The sequence below is a fragment of the Paraburkholderia yinzeri genome (genome assembly GCF_046581065.1).
Lineage (GTDB): Bacteria > Pseudomonadota > Gammaproteobacteria > Burkholderiales > Burkholderiaceae > Paraburkholderia.
This window is the reverse complement of the sequence record NZ_JBFOCJ010000001.1, coordinates 765,469-781,243: the sequence shown is the minus strand read 5'-3', so window position 1 is coordinate 781,243 and position 15,775 is coordinate 765,469. Positions and strand designations below refer to the sequence as shown.

Annotated in this window: 15 protein-coding genes and 1 pseudogene; 6 read left to right on the top strand and 10 right to left on the bottom strand. The window is 65.3% G+C overall.

Annotated elements, in window-relative coordinates; translation table 11 throughout:
- Window positions 1-67: 67 nt before the first annotated feature.
- From WJ542_RS03800 to WJ542_RS03780, 5 genes are all read right to left on the bottom strand, one after another.
- Window positions 68-1,285: an ABC transporter substrate-binding protein gene (locus tag WJ542_RS03800; protein WP_411187978.1), complete on the bottom strand. Its 1,218-nt coding sequence runs from the start codon at window positions 1,283-1,285 to the stop codon at window positions 68-70.
- Between the two features lie 133 nt (window positions 1,286-1,418).
- Window positions 1,419-2,177: an ABC transporter ATP-binding protein gene (locus WJ542_RS03795; RefSeq protein WP_411187976.1), complete on the bottom strand. Its 759-nt coding sequence runs from the start codon at window positions 2,175-2,177 to the stop codon at window positions 1,419-1,421.
- On the bottom strand, window positions 2,174-2,953 hold the full coding sequence (locus WJ542_RS03790) for an ABC transporter ATP-binding protein (RefSeq protein ID WP_411187974.1): 780 nt from the start codon (window positions 2,951-2,953) through the stop codon (window positions 2,174-2,176). The genes WJ542_RS03795 and WJ542_RS03790 overlap by 4 nt, the downstream gene beginning before the upstream one ends.
- 385 nt (window positions 2,954-3,338) lie before the next feature.
- Window positions 3,339-5,060 (bottom strand): GMC family oxidoreductase, encoded by a 1,722-nt coding sequence (locus tag WJ542_RS03785; RefSeq protein WP_411187972.1) that lies wholly within the window; start codon window positions 5,058-5,060, stop codon window positions 3,339-3,341.
- Window positions 5,061-5,098: 38 nt separating this feature from the next.
- Window positions 5,099-6,619 carry a CoA-acylating methylmalonate-semialdehyde dehydrogenase gene (locus WJ542_RS03780; protein WP_411187970.1) on the bottom strand — a complete coding sequence of 507 codons (1,521 nt, stop codon included), beginning with the start codon at window positions 6,617-6,619 and terminating at the stop codon, window positions 5,099-5,101.
- 148 nt (window positions 6,620-6,767) lie between these two features.
- Here WJ542_RS03780 and WJ542_RS03775 point away from each other — a divergent pair, with 148 nt between their 5' ends.
- Window positions 6,768-7,655: a LysR family transcriptional regulator gene (locus WJ542_RS03775; RefSeq protein ID WP_411187968.1), complete on the top strand. Its 888-nt coding sequence runs from the start codon at window positions 6,768-6,770 to the stop codon at window positions 7,653-7,655.
- Between the two features lie 229 nt (window positions 7,656-7,884).
- A complete protein-coding gene (locus WJ542_RS03770) occupies window positions 7,885-8,409 on the top strand; it encodes a class IV adenylate cyclase (protein ID WP_411187966.1) in 525 nt (174 codons plus the stop codon).
- A gap of 54 nt (window positions 8,410-8,463) precedes the next feature.
- Here WJ542_RS03770 and WJ542_RS03765 read toward each other — a convergent pair whose 3' ends face one another.
- On the bottom strand, window positions 8,464-8,955 hold the full coding sequence (locus WJ542_RS03765) for an Lrp/AsnC family transcriptional regulator (protein WP_411190467.1): 492 nt from the start codon (window positions 8,953-8,955) through the stop codon (window positions 8,464-8,466).
- A gap of 119 nt (window positions 8,956-9,074) precedes the next feature.
- Between WJ542_RS03765 and WJ542_RS03760 the strand changes: the two are divergent.
- Together WJ542_RS03760 and WJ542_RS03755 are read left to right on the top strand one after the other, a co-directional pair.
- A pseudogene (locus WJ542_RS03760) lies at window positions 9,075-9,572 on the top strand (phenylalanine 4-monooxygenase); the annotation flags it as partial.
- Window positions 9,573-9,757: 185 nt separating this feature from the next.
- Window positions 9,758-10,063 carry a 4a-hydroxytetrahydrobiopterin dehydratase gene (locus WJ542_RS03755; protein ID WP_027793092.1) on the top strand — a complete coding sequence of 102 codons (306 nt, stop codon included), beginning with the start codon at window positions 9,758-9,760 and terminating at the stop codon, window positions 10,061-10,063.
- A gap of 73 nt (window positions 10,064-10,136) precedes the next feature.
- On the opposite strand, the gene WJ542_RS03750 is transcribed toward WJ542_RS03755, so the two are convergent.
- Window positions 10,137-10,367: a DUF3717 domain-containing protein gene (locus WJ542_RS03750; protein ID WP_411187964.1), complete on the bottom strand. Its 231-nt coding sequence runs from the start codon at window positions 10,365-10,367 to the stop codon at window positions 10,137-10,139.
- 127 nt (window positions 10,368-10,494) lie between these two features.
- On the opposite strand from WJ542_RS03750, the gene WJ542_RS03745 reads away from it, so the two are divergent.
- Together WJ542_RS03745 and WJ542_RS03740 are read left to right on the top strand one after the other, a co-directional pair.
- Window positions 10,495-11,181 (top strand): response regulator transcription factor, encoded by a 687-nt coding sequence (locus WJ542_RS03745; protein ID WP_027793094.1) that lies wholly within the window; start codon window positions 10,495-10,497, stop codon window positions 11,179-11,181.
- 203 nt (window positions 11,182-11,384) lie between these two features.
- Entirely contained in the window at window positions 11,385-12,920 is a 1,536-nt protein-coding gene (locus tag WJ542_RS03740) for a sensor histidine kinase (RefSeq protein WP_411187962.1), read from the top strand.
- Window positions 12,921-13,027: 107 nt separating this feature from the next.
- On the opposite strand, the gene WJ542_RS03735 is transcribed toward WJ542_RS03740, so the two are convergent.
- The 3 genes from WJ542_RS03735 to WJ542_RS03725 form a co-directional block, all read right to left on the bottom strand.
- Complete coding sequence (locus WJ542_RS03735; protein ID WP_411187960.1) at window positions 13,028-13,537, bottom strand: SET domain-containing protein; 510 nt, start codon at window positions 13,535-13,537, stop codon at window positions 13,028-13,030.
- Window positions 13,538-13,692: 155 nt separating this feature from the next.
- Window positions 13,693-14,805 (bottom strand): NADH:flavin oxidoreductase/NADH oxidase, encoded by a 1,113-nt coding sequence (locus tag WJ542_RS03730; protein ID WP_411187958.1) that lies wholly within the window; start codon window positions 14,803-14,805, stop codon window positions 13,693-13,695.
- Window positions 14,806-14,950: 145 nt separating this feature from the next.
- On the bottom strand, window positions 14,951-15,682 hold the full coding sequence (locus WJ542_RS03725; protein WP_411187956.1) for a glutamine amidotransferase: 732 nt from the start codon (window positions 15,680-15,682) through the stop codon (window positions 14,951-14,953).
- Window positions 15,683-15,775: the final 93 nt, after the last annotated feature.

Here is a 15,775-nt window from a genome sequence, read left to right as displayed (position 1 = left end):
GCAAAGCCGTACCGCGCGCCACGAAAACACCGCCGCGCTCAGTTGCGCTCAATTGCACCTGGTACGCTTACTTCCACAAGGCGCAGCGCGATTCCTGCTTCGTCGTGTACGCCTGCTCGCCCGGGATCGTCTCCAGCACCTTGTAGTAGTCCCACGGCCGCTTCGACTCGGACGGCTTCTTCACCTCGACCAGGTACATGTCGTGAATCAGCACGCCGTCCGCGCGGATATAGCCGCCCTTCGTGTAGAAGTCGTCGATCTTCGTCTTCTTGAGCTCGGCCATCACCTTGTCCGAATCGGTCGTACCGGCCGCCTGCACCGCTTTCAGATACGTCATCACCGACGAATAGTCGGCGGCCTGCAGTTCGGACGGCATCTTCTTCGTCTGGTCGTAATAGCGCTGCGCCCACTTGCGCGACGCGTCGTTCTGATCCCAGTACCAGCCGGTCGTCAGCTCGAGGCCCTGCGTCGTTTCGAGCCCGAGGCTGTTCACGTCCGGCAGGAACATCAGCAGCGCCGCGATCTTCATCGTCTTCGTGATGCCGAATTCCTTCGCGGCCTTGATCGAATTGACCGTGTCGCCGCCCGCGTTCGCGAGGCCGAGGATCTGTGCCTTCGACGCCTGCGCCTGCAGCAGGAACGACGAGAAGTCCGAAGCCGAAAGCGGATGCCGGACTTCGCCGAGCACCTGGCCGCCGTTCGCCTTCACGACGTCGGCGGTGTTCTTTTCGAGCGATTTGCCGAATGCGTAGTCGGCGGTCAGGAAGAACCACGTCTTGCCGCCCTGCTTGACCACGGCGAGGCCCGTGCCCTTCGCCAGCGCAACCGTGTCGTAACCGTAGTGGACCGTGTACGGCGTGCACTGCTCGTTCGTCAGCGCATCCGTGCCCGCGCCGGTGTTGAAGTACACGCGCTTCTTCTCGAGCGCGACCTGATTCATGGAGAGCGCGGTGGCCGAGTTCGTGCCGCCGAGCAGCATGTCGAGCCCGTCGCGGTCCATCCACTCGCGTGCCTTCGAAGCCGCGATGTCGGCTTTATTCTGGTGGTCGGCATACATGACCTCGATCGGCTTGCCGAGCACCTTGCCGCCAAAGTCCGCCACCGCCATCTTGACGGCGACGAGGCCGCCCTGGCCGTCGTCGTCGGCATAGAGGCCCGACATATCGGTGATGAAACCGATCTTCACCGCATCGTCGGCGGCCTGCGCATTCCCCGCGCCGAGCGCCGTCGCTGCGGCCACTGCGGCAACGAGGGTGGCGAGCCGCGCGAACGTCGTTTTCTTCATGACAGTCTCCTTCTTTTCTGGTTGCGTTGTTATCGAAGCAATACGGCGAGACAACAATTCACGGCAGACACGTTGCGAGCGGCACGGCAAGTCACCTCCGGCCGGGCCGGCCCCAACATGCAGGCTAATGAAGCTAAACGCCAAGCAGATCGTGAAGCACGGGCATCTTGGCATCGAGTTCGGCCACGCCGAAATGCTCGACGATGTGGCCGTGCTCCATGACGTAGAACCGGTCGGCAAGCGGCGCGGCGAAGCGGAAGTTCTGCTCCACCATGACGATCGTGTAGCCGCGCGACTTGAGCGTGACGATCATGCGTGCGAGCGCCTGCACGATCACGGGCGCAAGGCCTTCGGAGATCTCGTCGAGCAGCAGCAGGTTAGCGCCCGTGCGCAGGATGCGCGCGACGGCCAGCATCTGCTGCTCGCCGCCGGAGAGGCGCGTGCCCTGGCTGTGGCGGCGCTCCGCGAGATTCGGGAACATGGCATAGATTTCGTCGAGCGACATGCTCTCGGCGTTCGGGTTCACCGACGGCGGCAGCAGCAGGTTTTCCTCGCAGGACAGGCTCGCGAAGATGCCGCGCTCTTCGGGGCAGTAGCCGACGCCGCAATGCGCGATGCGGTACGTGGGCATCTGGATGGTCTCGCACCCGCCAATGCGGATCGATCCCGTGCGGCGTCCCGTGAGACCCATGATGGCGCGCAGCGTCGTGGTGCGTCCCGCGCCGTTGCGCCCCAGCAGTGTGACGACTTCGCCGCGCGCGACCGTGAGATCGACGCCGTGCAGAATGTGCGACTCGCCATACCACGTCTGCAGACCCGCGATCTCCAGCGCAGGCTCGCCCTGCGCCGCGGCGCCCGCCGCCGCGCGTTCGACTTCCGTCACCGTGTTCATGGGTGGGCTCCGGCAAGGGCCGCGTCCGCACTGCCCATGTAAGCCTCGGCCACGAGCGGATTCTTCGACACTTCCGCGTAGCTGCCTTCGGCGAGCACCTCGCCGCGCTGCAGGACCGTGATCGTGTCGGAAATGCCCGCAATGACGTTCATGTTGTGTTCGACCATCAGGATCGTGCGCCCGCTCGACACTTTCTTGATGAGCGCCGTCACGCGGTCCACGTCCTCGTGGCCCATCCCCTGGGTCGGCTCGTCGAGCAGCATCAGTTCGGGTTCCATCGACAACGTGGTCGCGATCTCGAGCGCGCGCTTGCGCCCGTATGCGAGCTCGACGGTCGGCACGTCCGCGAAGTCGGTGAGACCAACCTGCGTGAGCAGATCCATCGCGCGATCATCGAGTTCGGCGAGCGTGCGTTCGCTCTTCCAGAAGTGATACGCGGTGCCGAGCGAGCGCTGCAAGCCGATGCGCACGTTCTGCAGCGCCGTGAGATGCGGAAACACCGCCGAGATCTGGAACGAACGGATGATGCCGCGCCGCGCGATCTGCGCGGGCCGCTCGTGCGTGATGTCCACGCCGTTGAACACGATGCGCCCGGCGCTCGGTTCGAGAAATTTGGTTAGCAGATTGAAGCAGGTGGTCTTGCCCGCGCCATTGGGCCCGATCAGCGCGTGGATCGTGCCGCGGCACACGCGCAAGTTGACGCCGTTCACGGCGGTGAAGCCTTTGAATTGACGCGTGAGACCGCGCGTCTCCAGAATCGTGTCGCCGAGAATCATGTCCCCTTCCACGCGAAGTAATGGCGTAACTCTGCACGTTGTTCGCGCGAGCCGCCGCACGAATGCCGATGAAGCAATGAAGCCGCGCCAGTTGTAAGGCGCTTGAAGTCCGCTACCGGCGCATGTTGCGCGCCCCCGTTCTCGCGCATTGTCTCGCCAATGATGCAGCGCAATCATTGGGATTTGCACTTAGGGTAAAGCGTGCCGCCAGACCGGATCGACTTTGCAAGAATGACGCGAGATACGCGCACGATGACCTCATGATCGCGACACATTTCATGCGAATTCGCGATGCGAAAAAACGCACCCAGGTAGTCAGGACAGGCAGCGGCGCGCGCACCGGAACATTCCGGTGTACGTCCTGGATAGTGCACCGCGCAGGCGCTCAGGCTGTCGTCGTCAGCGGTGCGGAGGCCTCCACATTGGTGCGCGCGCCGGCGCCCTCGCGACGATCCGCGCGCATCATCGCGGCGGCACGCTCCGCAATCATGAGCGTCGGCGAGTTCGTATTGCCCGAGGTGATGAACGGCATCACCGAAGCGTCGACCACGCGCAGTCCCTCTACCCCACGCACGCGCAGGCGCGCATCGACCACGGCATCGGGGTCGTCGGCGCGGCCCATGCGGCAGGTGCCCACCGGATGGAAGATCGTCGTGCCGACGTTGCCCGCCGCTTCGTGCAGTTGCGCCTCGGTCTGGAACGCCGTGCCCGGCAGGATCTCTTCGGGCCGGTAGCGTGCCAGCGCCTGCGACGCCGCAATGCGCCGCGTGAGGCGCAGGGCGTTTGCGGCCACGCGGCGATCGTGCTCGGTCGACAGATAGTTGGGCGCGATCGAAGGCGCCGCCGCGGGATCGCCGGAAACGATATGAATGCTGCCGCGCGAAGTCGGCCGCAAATTGCACACCGACGCCGTGAAGGCATTGAAGCGATGCAGCGGCTCGCCGAACCGATCGAGCGAGAGTGGCTGCACGTGATACTGGAGGTCGGGCCGCGTGAGCGCGGGATCGTTCGGATCGGACTTCGCGAAAGCGCCAAGCTGCGAAGGTGCCATCGACATCGGCCCGCTCTGGAGAAGCGCATATTGCAGGCCGATCATGAGCTTGCCCCACCAGTGCGCGGAGGCCGTATTGAGCGTGCGCACGCCGCTCACGCGATACGCCATGCGCAGTTGCAGATGGTCCTGGAGGTTCTCGCCCACGCCGCGCAAATCCTGCACGACGCCGATGCCGAGATTCGCGAGCCTGCGCGCGTCGCCAATGCCGGATAGCTCCAGCAGTTGCGGCGAATTCACCGCGCCCGCGCTGAGGATCACTTCGCCGCGCGCGCGCGCCACGTAGTCGACGTCGCCGCCGCGATACTCCACGCCCACGCAGCGCTTGCCTTCGAGGATCACGCGTTGCGTGAGCGCGCCGGTAATGGTGGTGAGATTCGGCCGCTTCATCGCCGCGCGCAGAAACGCCTTCGACGCATTCCATCGCACGCCGCGCTTCTGGTTCACGTCGAAGTAGCCCACGCCGCTGTTGTCGCCGCGATTGAAGTCGTCGGTGGCGGCGATGCCCTGCTCTTGCGCCGCCTGCGCGAACGTTTCGAGAATCTTCCAGCTGAGCCGCTGCTTCTCGACGCGCCATTCGCCGCCGGCGCCGTGAAACGCGTTCGCGCCGCCGTGATAGTCCTCGCTGCGCCGGAACACGGGCAGCACGGCGTCCCACGACCACGCCGCGTCGCCGGTCACGCGCGCCCACTCATCGTAGTCCTCACGTTGGCCGCGCATATAGATCATGCCGTTGATCGACGACGATCCGCCCAGCACGCGCCCGCGCGGATACGACAGTGCGCGGCCATTCAGGCCCGCTTCGGCCTCGGTCTTGTAGAGCCAGTCGGTACGCGGATTGCCGATGCAGTACAGATAGCCGACGGGAATGTGAATCCAGTGGTAATCGTCCTGGCCGCCCGCTTCGAGGAGCAGCACCGAAACATCCGGATCTTCGGTGAGGCGATTGGCGAGCACGCAGCCCGCCGTGCCGGCGCCGACGATCACATAGTCGAAATCGCCTTCGAGGCGACGCGAGGACGTACGTCCTCCTGAGGATTCCATCGTGGTGGGCATCTGTGTCTCCCGGTTCTTGTCCGATGCGGCACGCGAACCTACTTCGCGACCGGCATCGTGAATTCGGCACCCTTCGCGATGCTGTCCGGCCAGCGCTGCATGATGCTCTTGTAGCGCGTGTAGAAACGCACGCCCTCTTCGCCGTAAGCATGATGATCGCCGAACAGCGAACGCTTCCAGCCGCCGAACGAATGCCACGCCATGGGCACCGGAATCGGCACGTTGATGCCCACCATGCCCACCTTGATCTGCCGCGAGAAGGCACGCGCCACACCGCCGTCGGACGTGAAGAGCGACACGCCGTTCGCGAACTCGTGACGGTTGATGAGCGCCACCGCGCTCGCGAAATCGGGCACGCGCACCACCGAAAGCACGGGGCCGAAGATCTCTTCCTTGTAGATCGTCATGTCGGTCTGCACGTTGTCGAACAGCGTGCCGCCGAGGAAGAAGCCGTCCTGGCCATCGACCGCGTGCGTGCGGCCGTCGACCACGAGCTTCGCGCCCGCGGCCACGCCGGCGTCGATATAGCCCCTCACTTTCGTGCGATGCGCGCCCGTGACGAGCGGCCCCATCTCGGACGCACTGTCCATGCCGTTGCCGATCTTCAGCGCTTTCACGCGCGGCGTGAGGCGCTCGACGAGCTCGTCGGCGATGTGTCCCACGGCCACCGCCACCGAAATCGCCATGCAGCGCTCGCCCGCCGAACCGTAAGCCGCGCCGATCAGCGCGTCGACGGCCTGGTCGAGGTCGGCGTCGGGCATCACGACGAGATGATTCTTCGCCCCGCCCAGCGCCTGCACGCGCTTGCCGTGCTTCGTGCCTTCCGTGTAGATGTATTCGGCAATCGGCGTCGAGCCGACGAACGAGAGCGCCGTGACGTCGGGATGCGCGAGCAGCGCATCCACCGCCACCTTGTCGCCGTGCACGACGTTGAAGACGCCGTCGGGCAGGCCGGCCTCTTTGAGCAGTTCAGCGAGGCGCAGCGACGCGGACGGATCGCGTTCGGAAGGCTTCAGCACGAACGTGTTGCCGCAAGCCAGCGCAACCGGAAACATCCAGCACGGCACCATCATCGGGAAGTTGAACGGCGTGATGCCGGCCACGACGCCGAGCGGCTGGCGCAGGTTCCAGTTGTCGATGCCGCCGCCGATCTGGTCGGTGAAGTCGGTTTTCAGCAGATTCGGAATGCCGCACGCGAATTCGACGATCTCGATGCCGCGCATCACCTCGCCCTTCGCGTCCGAAAACACCTTGCCGTGCTCGCGCGTGATGAGTTCGGCCAGTTCGTCGTGATGCTGGTCGAGCAGATCCTTGAACTTGAACAGAATGCGCGCGCGCTTGATGGGCGCCATCTCGCTCCATGCCAAGAATGCGGCGTTCGCCGCGACGACGGCCGCATCCACCTCGGCCACGGTCGCGAGGGGCACGCGCGCGGCGACCTTGCCGGTTGCCGGGTTGAAGACGTCGCCGTAGCGCTCGCTCGCGCCGCCTTGCGGCTTGCCATTGACATAGTGCGTCAGCGTGCGGACGCCCGCTTCGTTCAGATGTGTCTCGCCCATGTGTCCCTCTGCCGTCGATGAGTGGGCGGCGCCGGCAAGCTACGAACACGCGGCCCCGCGGGGATATTCAGGAAGCGTAATCGCGAGGGCGCATCGCGATCCAATGATTAATGCTCAATTGCGATATAAGACGCGTTAATATCAGGATATGGACCTGACCCTGCTCCGCGCCTTCGTCACGGTCGCGCGCGAGGGCAACCTGACGCGCGCGGCCGGGCACCTGCATCTGACGCAGCCCGCCGTGAGCCTGCAGATCAAGCATCTGCAGGAAGCGCTGGGCGTGACGCTCTTCACGCGCGCCTCGCACGGCCTTGCGCTCACGCGCGACGGCCAGGCGCTGCTGCCGCACGCCGAGCGCGCGCTAGCGGCCGCGGGCGACGTGCAGCGCGCCGCTGCTGCATTGCGTCACGAAGTGCGCGGCCGGCTGCGCATCGGCACGATTCTCGATCCCGCGTTCCTGCGCCTGGGCGGCTTTCTGCGGCAGCTCGTGGAGACCTGGCCGCAGATCGAAACGGCGCTGCGCCATGGCATGTCGGGCTGGGTACTCGATCAGGTGCGTGCGAGCGAACTCGACGTGGGTTATTACATCGGCCAGCCCGGCCCGGATGCGGCCAGCTTCCACGCGATCACCCTCACGCGCTTCCAGTACCGCGTGCTCGCGCCCCCCGGCTGGAAAGACCGCATGAAAGGCGCCGGCGACTGGCGCGCGCTGGCCGCCTTCCCGTGGATCTGGACGCCGCCCGCTTCCGCCCACAACCGGCTGCTCACGCGCCTGTTCGAAGCCGCGGACGCGAGACCGGTGAAGGTTGCCGAAGTGGACCAGGAACCGTCGATGCTCGACCTCGTGAAGTCGGGGGTCGGGCTCACGCTGGCGCGCGACTCCATCGCCCTTGCGGAGGCGCACGCCCACGCGCTCACCATCGTCGAAGGCGTGACGGTGCCCACCGAGCTCACGTTCATCACCCTCGCCTCGCGCCGCGACGAGCCCGCCATTGCCGCCGCGCTCAAGGCGATCGAAACGCAGTGGGCGATATGAGCGCCGCTCATGAGGGCGCCGCCGCACACAACGTCCCTTCTGGTGGCACGGTGTAACAGCAGCGTCACACAAGATTTGCTAGATTGAGCTTTCGCCCACGCGAAACCAGCCTGGCACCGTACAGTCGGCTACGCTGCCGACCTCGCGCGAGCCGCGCGGCGAGCCTGGACTCTCGCTCATCGTTTCCCCTGTTTTTTTCCCGTTTTTTCTCGTTCGACAGGAGCTTTGCATGGCCCGCAACATCGAAATCAAAGCCCGTGCCCGCGAATTCGACGCGCTGCGCGAGCGCGCCGCCCAGATCGCCACCGACGCTCCGCTGATCTTTCGCCAGCAGGACTTCTTCTACGACGTCCCGCGCGGGCGCCTGAAGCTGCGCCAGTTCGACGACGGCACGCCGCCCGAGCTGATCTTCTATCAGCGCGACGACCGCGACGGCCCGAAGGCCTCGTATTACACGCGCAGCCCGGTCACCAATGCGGAAGCCATGCACTCGCTGCTGGCGACGGCGCTGACCACGCGCGGCATCGTCTCGAAGGAGCGCCACGTTTATCTGGCGGGCCGCACGCGCATTCATCTGGACCGCGTGGACGGCCTGGGCGATTTCGTCGAGCTCGAGGTCGTGCTCGGCCCGGAAGACGACGAACAGGGTGGCGAAGCCGAAGCCCACGCGATGTTCAAGAAGCTCGGCGTGGATGAAAGCGATCTCGTGGCCGTGGCCTACGTCGATCTGCTGAACGCGCCGGTTAGCGCGTAAGCCGCGTGCTTTGGCCCCAGACTCGGGGCCAAAGCGCGAAATCGAAGCGCGGAGTCAGGGCGAACCCGCGCCCGGCTCCAGGTGAGAGAGCGGCAGCGGCCCGTTGCGCTTGAACGTCGTGAGCACGATGTTCGAGCGCACGCTGTCCACGCCGGGCACGCGCATCAGCTTCTTCATCACGAACGACGACAGCGCGTTCAGATCCGGCGCCACGATCCGCAGCAGATAATCGGCGTCGCCCACCACCGCATGGCATTCGAGCACTTCGGGCAGCACGTCGATCTGCTGCTGGAACTGCTCGATGATCGAATCGCCATGATGTTTGAGCTTCAGGCTCGTGAACGCCGTGACACCAAGGCCCAGCTTCTCGGGCCGCAGCACGACGCGATAGCCGTCGATCACCTCCGACGCTTCGAGGCGCTGCAGCCGCCTGCCGATCTGCGAAGGCGACAGGGGCACCTGCTCGCCGAGTTGCTGGTGGGTGGCGCGGCCATAGCGCTGCAACACGTCGAGCAGCGCGAGATCGAAGTGATCGAGTTCGAGCATGAAGGGATTTCGCATTGATTCGTTAATCGATGCGCGATTATTGCATATTCATAAGATATAACGCCCAATACGCGCGCATTCCGCGTGCGGCTCGCTCTACACTTGCGTCTTCGCAACCGTACGGCCATGTGCCGCTGCTCACCAACGCCGTGTTCGCCGATGCCATCGAGGCCTATGGCCAGACAGCGCTGGCCGCGCACGCACGCGATCCGCGCGCGCTCACGCCGCTTGCGCGCCTCTACTGGTACACGGTGGAGTTCGGGCTGATGCGTGATGCCGGCGCGCCCGGCGGCGTAACGATCTACGGCGCGGGCATCGTGTCGAGCAGGGGCGAGTCGATCTACAGCGTAGAGAGCGCGGCGCCTAATCGCGTCGCCTTCGATCTCGACCGGGTACTGCGCACGCGCTACCGCATCGATACGTTCCAGAAGACCTATTTCGTGATCGATTCGTTCGAGCAACTATTCGACGCGCCAGGCGCGGGCGTCGCAGCGCGCCTCGCCGATCCGGCGTCGCTGCTGGACGCCAAGCCGTTCGGCGCGAGCGAAGTACTCGCGGAAGACCCCGTCCTCACGCGCGGCACGGGCGCGGGCTGGCTCGACGAAGGCGACGTCTGAAGCGCCTCGCCCTCACGTCAATAGCGCCGCCCGGATAGCTCGCACCCTACGGCCATCCGTGAAAGAATGTCTGATTAGCCGCCGATGACAGCGCCGCGTGCAGACTCGTCACGCCGGTTTCCGCGGCTTCCTGACCGGCCGCCGCGCCGCGCGCGCGCCGGGCCCGCTTCATGACAGGTGCAGAAATGATCAATCGACTCACATCCGAAGAACGCGTCTCGCAGCTCGCCGAACTGCATGGCTGGCAGGCCGTGGCCGGCCGCGACGCAATCCAGCGCACTTTCCGTTTCGCCGATTTCAACGAAGCCTTCGGCTTCATGACGCGTGTGGCCATCAAGGCCCAGGAGATGGACCACCATCCCGAGTGGTTCAACGTCTACAACCGCGTCGAGATCACGCTTTCCACCCACGAGGCCAATGGCCTCACGTCGCGCGATATCGCACTCGCGCGTTTTATCGACTCGATCGCCCCCGGGCCGCTCAGCGTTTGAATGAATACGCGGCAAGAACGCGGCGAAAAGCCGGAAATGAAAGCATAATGAAGGACGTCAGTCGCTCAAACCTTCAGGGCTGAAGGCCGTTCTTGAGGGATACGTAAGATTCCCAGGCCGCTCGCGCCAACGTGTCCAAACGTTCAGGTGATATGGCGTTCTGACGCTGTACAATCAGCAGCGCATACGGCTTGGAGAGCGCGCTAGCCTCCTTGCACAACGCGAGTTCGTCGCCGCTCGATGGCGAGCGGTTGCGCCAGAAGTTGATCGCGGCTTCGAGTTCGGTAATCGAAATATCGGACATGTTGGTCGTGACTCGCGCAACCCTCGCACGCGGCGCCGTTTAGCCGCTGTGCGAATCAGGTGAGATGAGCGGCGCTTCGCGAACTGCGTGCCTGAAACGCTAAACCCATTGTACTTGAGCGAATCCCATGCGACTCCTTCTGATCGAAGACGACCGCCCCATCGCACGCGGCATCCAGTCCAGCCTCGAACAAGCCGGCTTTACGGTCGACATGGTCCACGACGGTATTTTCGCCGAGCAAGCCCTCGCGCAGAACCGCCATGAACTCGTGATTCTCGACCTCGGCCTGCCGGGCATCGACGGTATGACGCTGCTGTCGCGCTTCCGTCAAAGCAACCGCCACACCCCCGTCATCGTGCTCACCGCACGCGACGAACTGAACGACCGTGTTCAGGGCCTGAATTCGGGCGCCGACGACTACATGCTCAAACCGTTCGAGCCTGCCGAACTCGAAGCGCGCATCCGTGCCGTGATGCGCCGCAGCGGCCCGCACGGCGACGTGCCGCGCCCCGAAGTCTCGCTGGGCGGCGTGCGCCTCTCGGGCGTCGACCGCCGCATCTTCAACGACGACAAGCCGCTCGAGCTCTCGCCGCGCGAATTCGCGGTGCTCGAAATGCTGCTGCTGCGTCATGGCCGCGTCGTCAGCAAGGCGCAGTTGCAAGACCACCTCACGCACTTCGGCGGAGATCTCGGCGACACGGCGATCGAAGTCTATGTGCACCGCGTGCGCAAGAAGCTCGAAAACTGCCGTGTCGAAATCGTCACGGTGCGCGGCTTCGGCTACCTGCTGCAGGAAATCCGCCAGGCAGCCTGACGCGGCGGCTGCGGGGTTGTCGCTCCACTACTCTGCCCCCACCGCGCCGCCATGCTGCGGCGCGGCGCAGCCCAATCCCTCCTCCTCTGCCGCGCGGGTGGCCGCCCGCGTACAATGAATGGATTCTTACCGCACGGCATGCCGTGCGGTGTGCCGTGTCGTTTACCCCGGCGCACTCGATTCATTCATGACCCGAATCCACCATGCCTCATCCGGCCGCTAACAGTCTGCGCCGTACGCTGCTGCGCCGCCTGGCCGCCCCGCTGTCGCTGCTCGCGCTGATGAGCGGCCTGATCGCCTACTGGCTCGCGTGGCAGTACACCCAGCACGTCGTGGACCGCTCGCTTGCCGACCTCGCCACGGCCATCTCCAAGCAGATCCAGATCGCCGGCCCCGACGCGCCCATCACCGTGCCGCCGCTTGCGCAAGCCATGTTCTCCGACCCGGTCGAGGACCTCATCTATCGCATCAGCAACGGAGATGCGGAGATTGCCGGCGACCACGACCTGCCGCTGCAGGGCACGAACGTGCGCCGCATGCACTACGCCTACGTGTTCGAAACCGTGTACAAGGGCGTAACGGTGCGCGTGGCCCAGGTGCGCGTGCCGCAGCCCTCGGGCAATCCGATCGTCATCGAAGTCGGTCAGCCGGTGCATCACCGCCTGCGGATCGCCGCCGAATTTCTCGTCGCGATCATGATGCCGCTTTTGCTCCTGCTGCTCGCGGGCTGGGTCATCGTGTGGCGCGTCGTGAACCAGCAGCTCAACCCGCTCACGGACCTCGCCGATTCGCTGAATCGCCAGACCCACACTTCGCTCGAGCCCGTGGACGAGACCTATGTGCCCGTCGAAATCCGCCCGCTCACCGGCGCGCTGAACGCGCTGCTCGGGCGCCTGAAGACCGCGCTCGACGCCCAGCGCAAATTCATCGCCGATGCCGCGCATCAGCTCCGTACGCCGCTCACGGCCGTGAAGCTGCACGCGGAGCAGGCCGCCAACGCGCGCGAACCCCAGCAGGTCAACAATGCGGTCCGTGAGTTGCGCGCGGCCGCCGATCGCGCCGTGCGCTTGTCGAATCAGCTACTTTCGCTCGCGCGTGCCGAACCGGGCGAGCAGGCGGCGCGCTTCGTCGATATCGACATGGCCGCGCTCGCGTTCGAGACCGGTGCGGAATGGGTACCGCGCGCGCTCGCGAGCCACGTCGACCTCGGCTTCCAGCGACTCGATGCGCCCGAGAACGACCGGCCGTTGATGGTGCGCGGCAACCCGGTGCTGCTGCACGAGGTCATCGCGAACCTGCTCGACAATGCGCTCAAATACGTACCGCCCGCCCGTCTCGACGGCGGCCGCATCACGGTGACGGTGACGCAGACCGTCGACGACGACGTGTCGATGGCCGAGATCATCGTCGAGGACAACGGGGGCGGTGTGCCGCTCGCGCAGCAGGCCGATCTGTTCAAGCGCTTCTTCCGCGGCGACGGTCAAACCGAAAGCGGCGTCGATAGCGGCGCGGGTCTCGGTCTCGCGATCGTCCACGACATCATGGCGCTCCATCGCGGCAGCGTGCATTACGAAGACGCTGCGGAAGGCGGTGCACGTTTCATCGTGCGTGTACCGCTCTCGGGCCGCCCAGGCCCGAATGCCGAAACGAACCCGGTTGCGCCCGCGGTCGAAAAACACGAACAGCGGACGGCCGCGTCATCGAAGAGGACCACGAACCAGGCGCCTGTCGACTCCTGACGCATGCTCCTGGCGCCGCTCGCGCATCACGCGAATGCAACAAGGGCCGCTTATGCGGCCCTTGTTCGTTTCAGGCTCAACAGGCTTAACGGGCTTGACGCCCGCGCTTATTTCTTCTTTTTGCCCTTCGCGGCCTTGCCGGACTTACCGGATTTCTTGTCCTTGTCTTTCTCGGGCGGCGCGAGCATCGTGCCGCGGCACTTGCGTGCGCCGCAGCGGCATTCGTATTCGCGCTTGAGCTTGTTGGTCTGTCTGGCGTCGATCACGAGGCCGTAATCGTAGAACAGCTCCTCGCCGGCTTCGATATCGCGCAGCGCGTGGATATACACGTGCCCCTCGATTTCTTCCGCTTCGCAGTTCGGCGCGCACGAGTGATTGATCCAGCGTGCGTTGTTGCCGTCCACCTTGCCGTCGATCACGCCGCCCTCGTCGAGCGCGAAATAGAACGTGTGATTCGGCTCGTCCGGATTGTGCGGATGACGCCGCAACGCTTCCTTCCAGGAGATGCGCTCGCCCTTGTATTCGATCAGGCGCGTGCCCGCTTCGAGCGACACCGCCGCAAACACGCCCTTACCGTGCACGCCGGACTGGCGCACCACGATCTTGCGTACACTCATTGATTGAATCCTTGTGAAGTACTGGGGAGGCTTCACGCAAACGCGGCGCCGAAGAGGCGCCGCGCGCGTGCCACGCTAAAGGCGCGCCACAACTGGAATCGTACACGTTCGCAGCGTTTTCGTTCAAGCCATCGCGCGCACGCGTGCGGCGTGCCTCAACGCTGCCCGAGCGTGGTCTCGCCAAAGAGGCTCTTCTGATCGCGCGGCTGCGAGCGCCAATACTGTGGCGGCGCGCTCACGCTCGCACCGAACTGCGCCGCGGCATGCCATGGCCAGCGCGGATCGTAGAGCATTGCGCGCGCCATGGCCACCATGTCGGCATCGCCGTCCGCAATCACCTGGTGCGCCTGCAGCGGATCGGTGATAAGCCCGACCGCGATGGTCGGCAAGCCCGTTGCCGCCTTCACCTTGCGCGCGAACGGCACCTGGTAGCCGGGCTCAAGCGGAATCTTCTGCAACGGCGAAACGCCGCCCGACGATACGTCGATCCAGTCCGCACCGCGCTGTTTGAGGGCCTCGGCAAACGCGACGGTATCGTCGGGCGTCCAGCCCCCTTCCACCCAATCGGTTGCCGATACGCGCACACCCACCGGGCGATCGCCGGGAAACTCGGCGCGTACGACGTCGAAGACTTCGAGCGGGAAGCGCATGCGGTTCTCGCGTGAACCGCCATACTCGTCGCTGCGCTGATTCGCGAGCGGAGAAAGAAACTGGTGCAGCAGATAGCCGTGCGCCGCGTGCACTTCGATGGCGTCGATGCCAAGCCGCGCCGCACGCCGTGCCGATGCCCCGAACGCTTCGCGCACGCGGTTCAGGCCCGCGACGTCGAGCGCGAGCGGCGGCGTTTCGTCGTCCTTGTGAGGCAGCTCGGAGGGTGCGCAAGGCAACCAGCCGCCTTCGGCCACCGGAATCAACTGCCCGCCCTCCCAGGGCACATGGCTCGATGCCTTGCGCCCCGCATGCGAGAGCTGCATGGCCACGCGGATCGGCGAATGGCGGCGAATGGCAGCGAGCACCGGCACGAGCGCCGCTTCGGTCACGTCGTCCCACAAGCCGAGATCGGCCGGCGTGATACGCCCGTCCGGCTCCACCGCGGTGGCCTCGATGCAAAGCATCCCCGCTCCCGAAAGCGCGAGATGCCCCAGATGGATCAGATGCCAGTCGGTGGCTTCGCCGCGGTCGGCGGAATACTGGCACATCGGGGAGACGACGATGCGATTGGCGAGCGTCATGCCACGCAGCGCCAACGGTGTGAAGAGCGGGCTCATGAGGAAATCGCGAACGAAAAAAGGAGCGTTTGAGAATAGCACGCCGACTTTTCGCGCGCAGACGCGCAACCAGGACATCCCGCGGCGGCAATACCGGCAGGAAGGCGATTCGCAAACCGGTAGAGACGGTGCGGCTACCTGTCGCTCAGGGGCGCTTCACCGCGACATCCGTCACATCGACGGTATCGAGCCATTCGCCGAACATGCGGCTCGCCTGGGCTTCCAGCCGGGGAGCGAAGTTTGCCGTATCGGCGCGCAGCGCGTTGACGTCGACACCCGCCTGCGCGATCTCGGCCGCGTGACCGATCAGCCAGGGCTCGAAGCGGTCGGCGCGCACTTCGGGATGGCACTGCAGCCCGAGCACATGCTTGCCCCACGCAAACGCCTGGTTCTCGCAAAGCGGTGTTGAGGCAAGACGCGTGGCGCCTTGCGGCAGATCGAAGGTATCGCCATGCCAGTGCAGCATGGACGTTGTTTCGCCGTCCAGATGACGTATGGGCGACGCGCGGCCGGCGTCGGTGAGCGTGAGCGGCGTCCAGCCGATCTCGGCCTGCGCCGCCGCGTAGACCCGCGCGCCGAGCACCCGCGCGATCAGTTGTGCGCCGAGGCAGATGCCGAGCGTGGGCAGGCCCGCGCTGATGCGCTTTTCGATCAACCCCGCGAGCGCACCCAGTGTCGGATAACGTGCGTCGTCGCAGGCATTGATCGGGCCGCCGAGTATCACCATCAGCGAAGCCGATACCGGATTGAGCGCACCGACGCGCGCAAAGCCCACGTCCAGGTAACGGACGAGCCGGCCGCGCTCGCCGAGCACGCGCTCGAAACTGCCGAGGTCCTCGAAATAGACATGGCGCACGGCCAATACTTCGCGATTCATCGGCTGATTCATAGGGCGTGTCACGCTAAAAACAGGCGGGCCGGCAGCCGTAAGCCGCCGGCGCACGGCGGGACCACTCATCGAAGCGGCCCG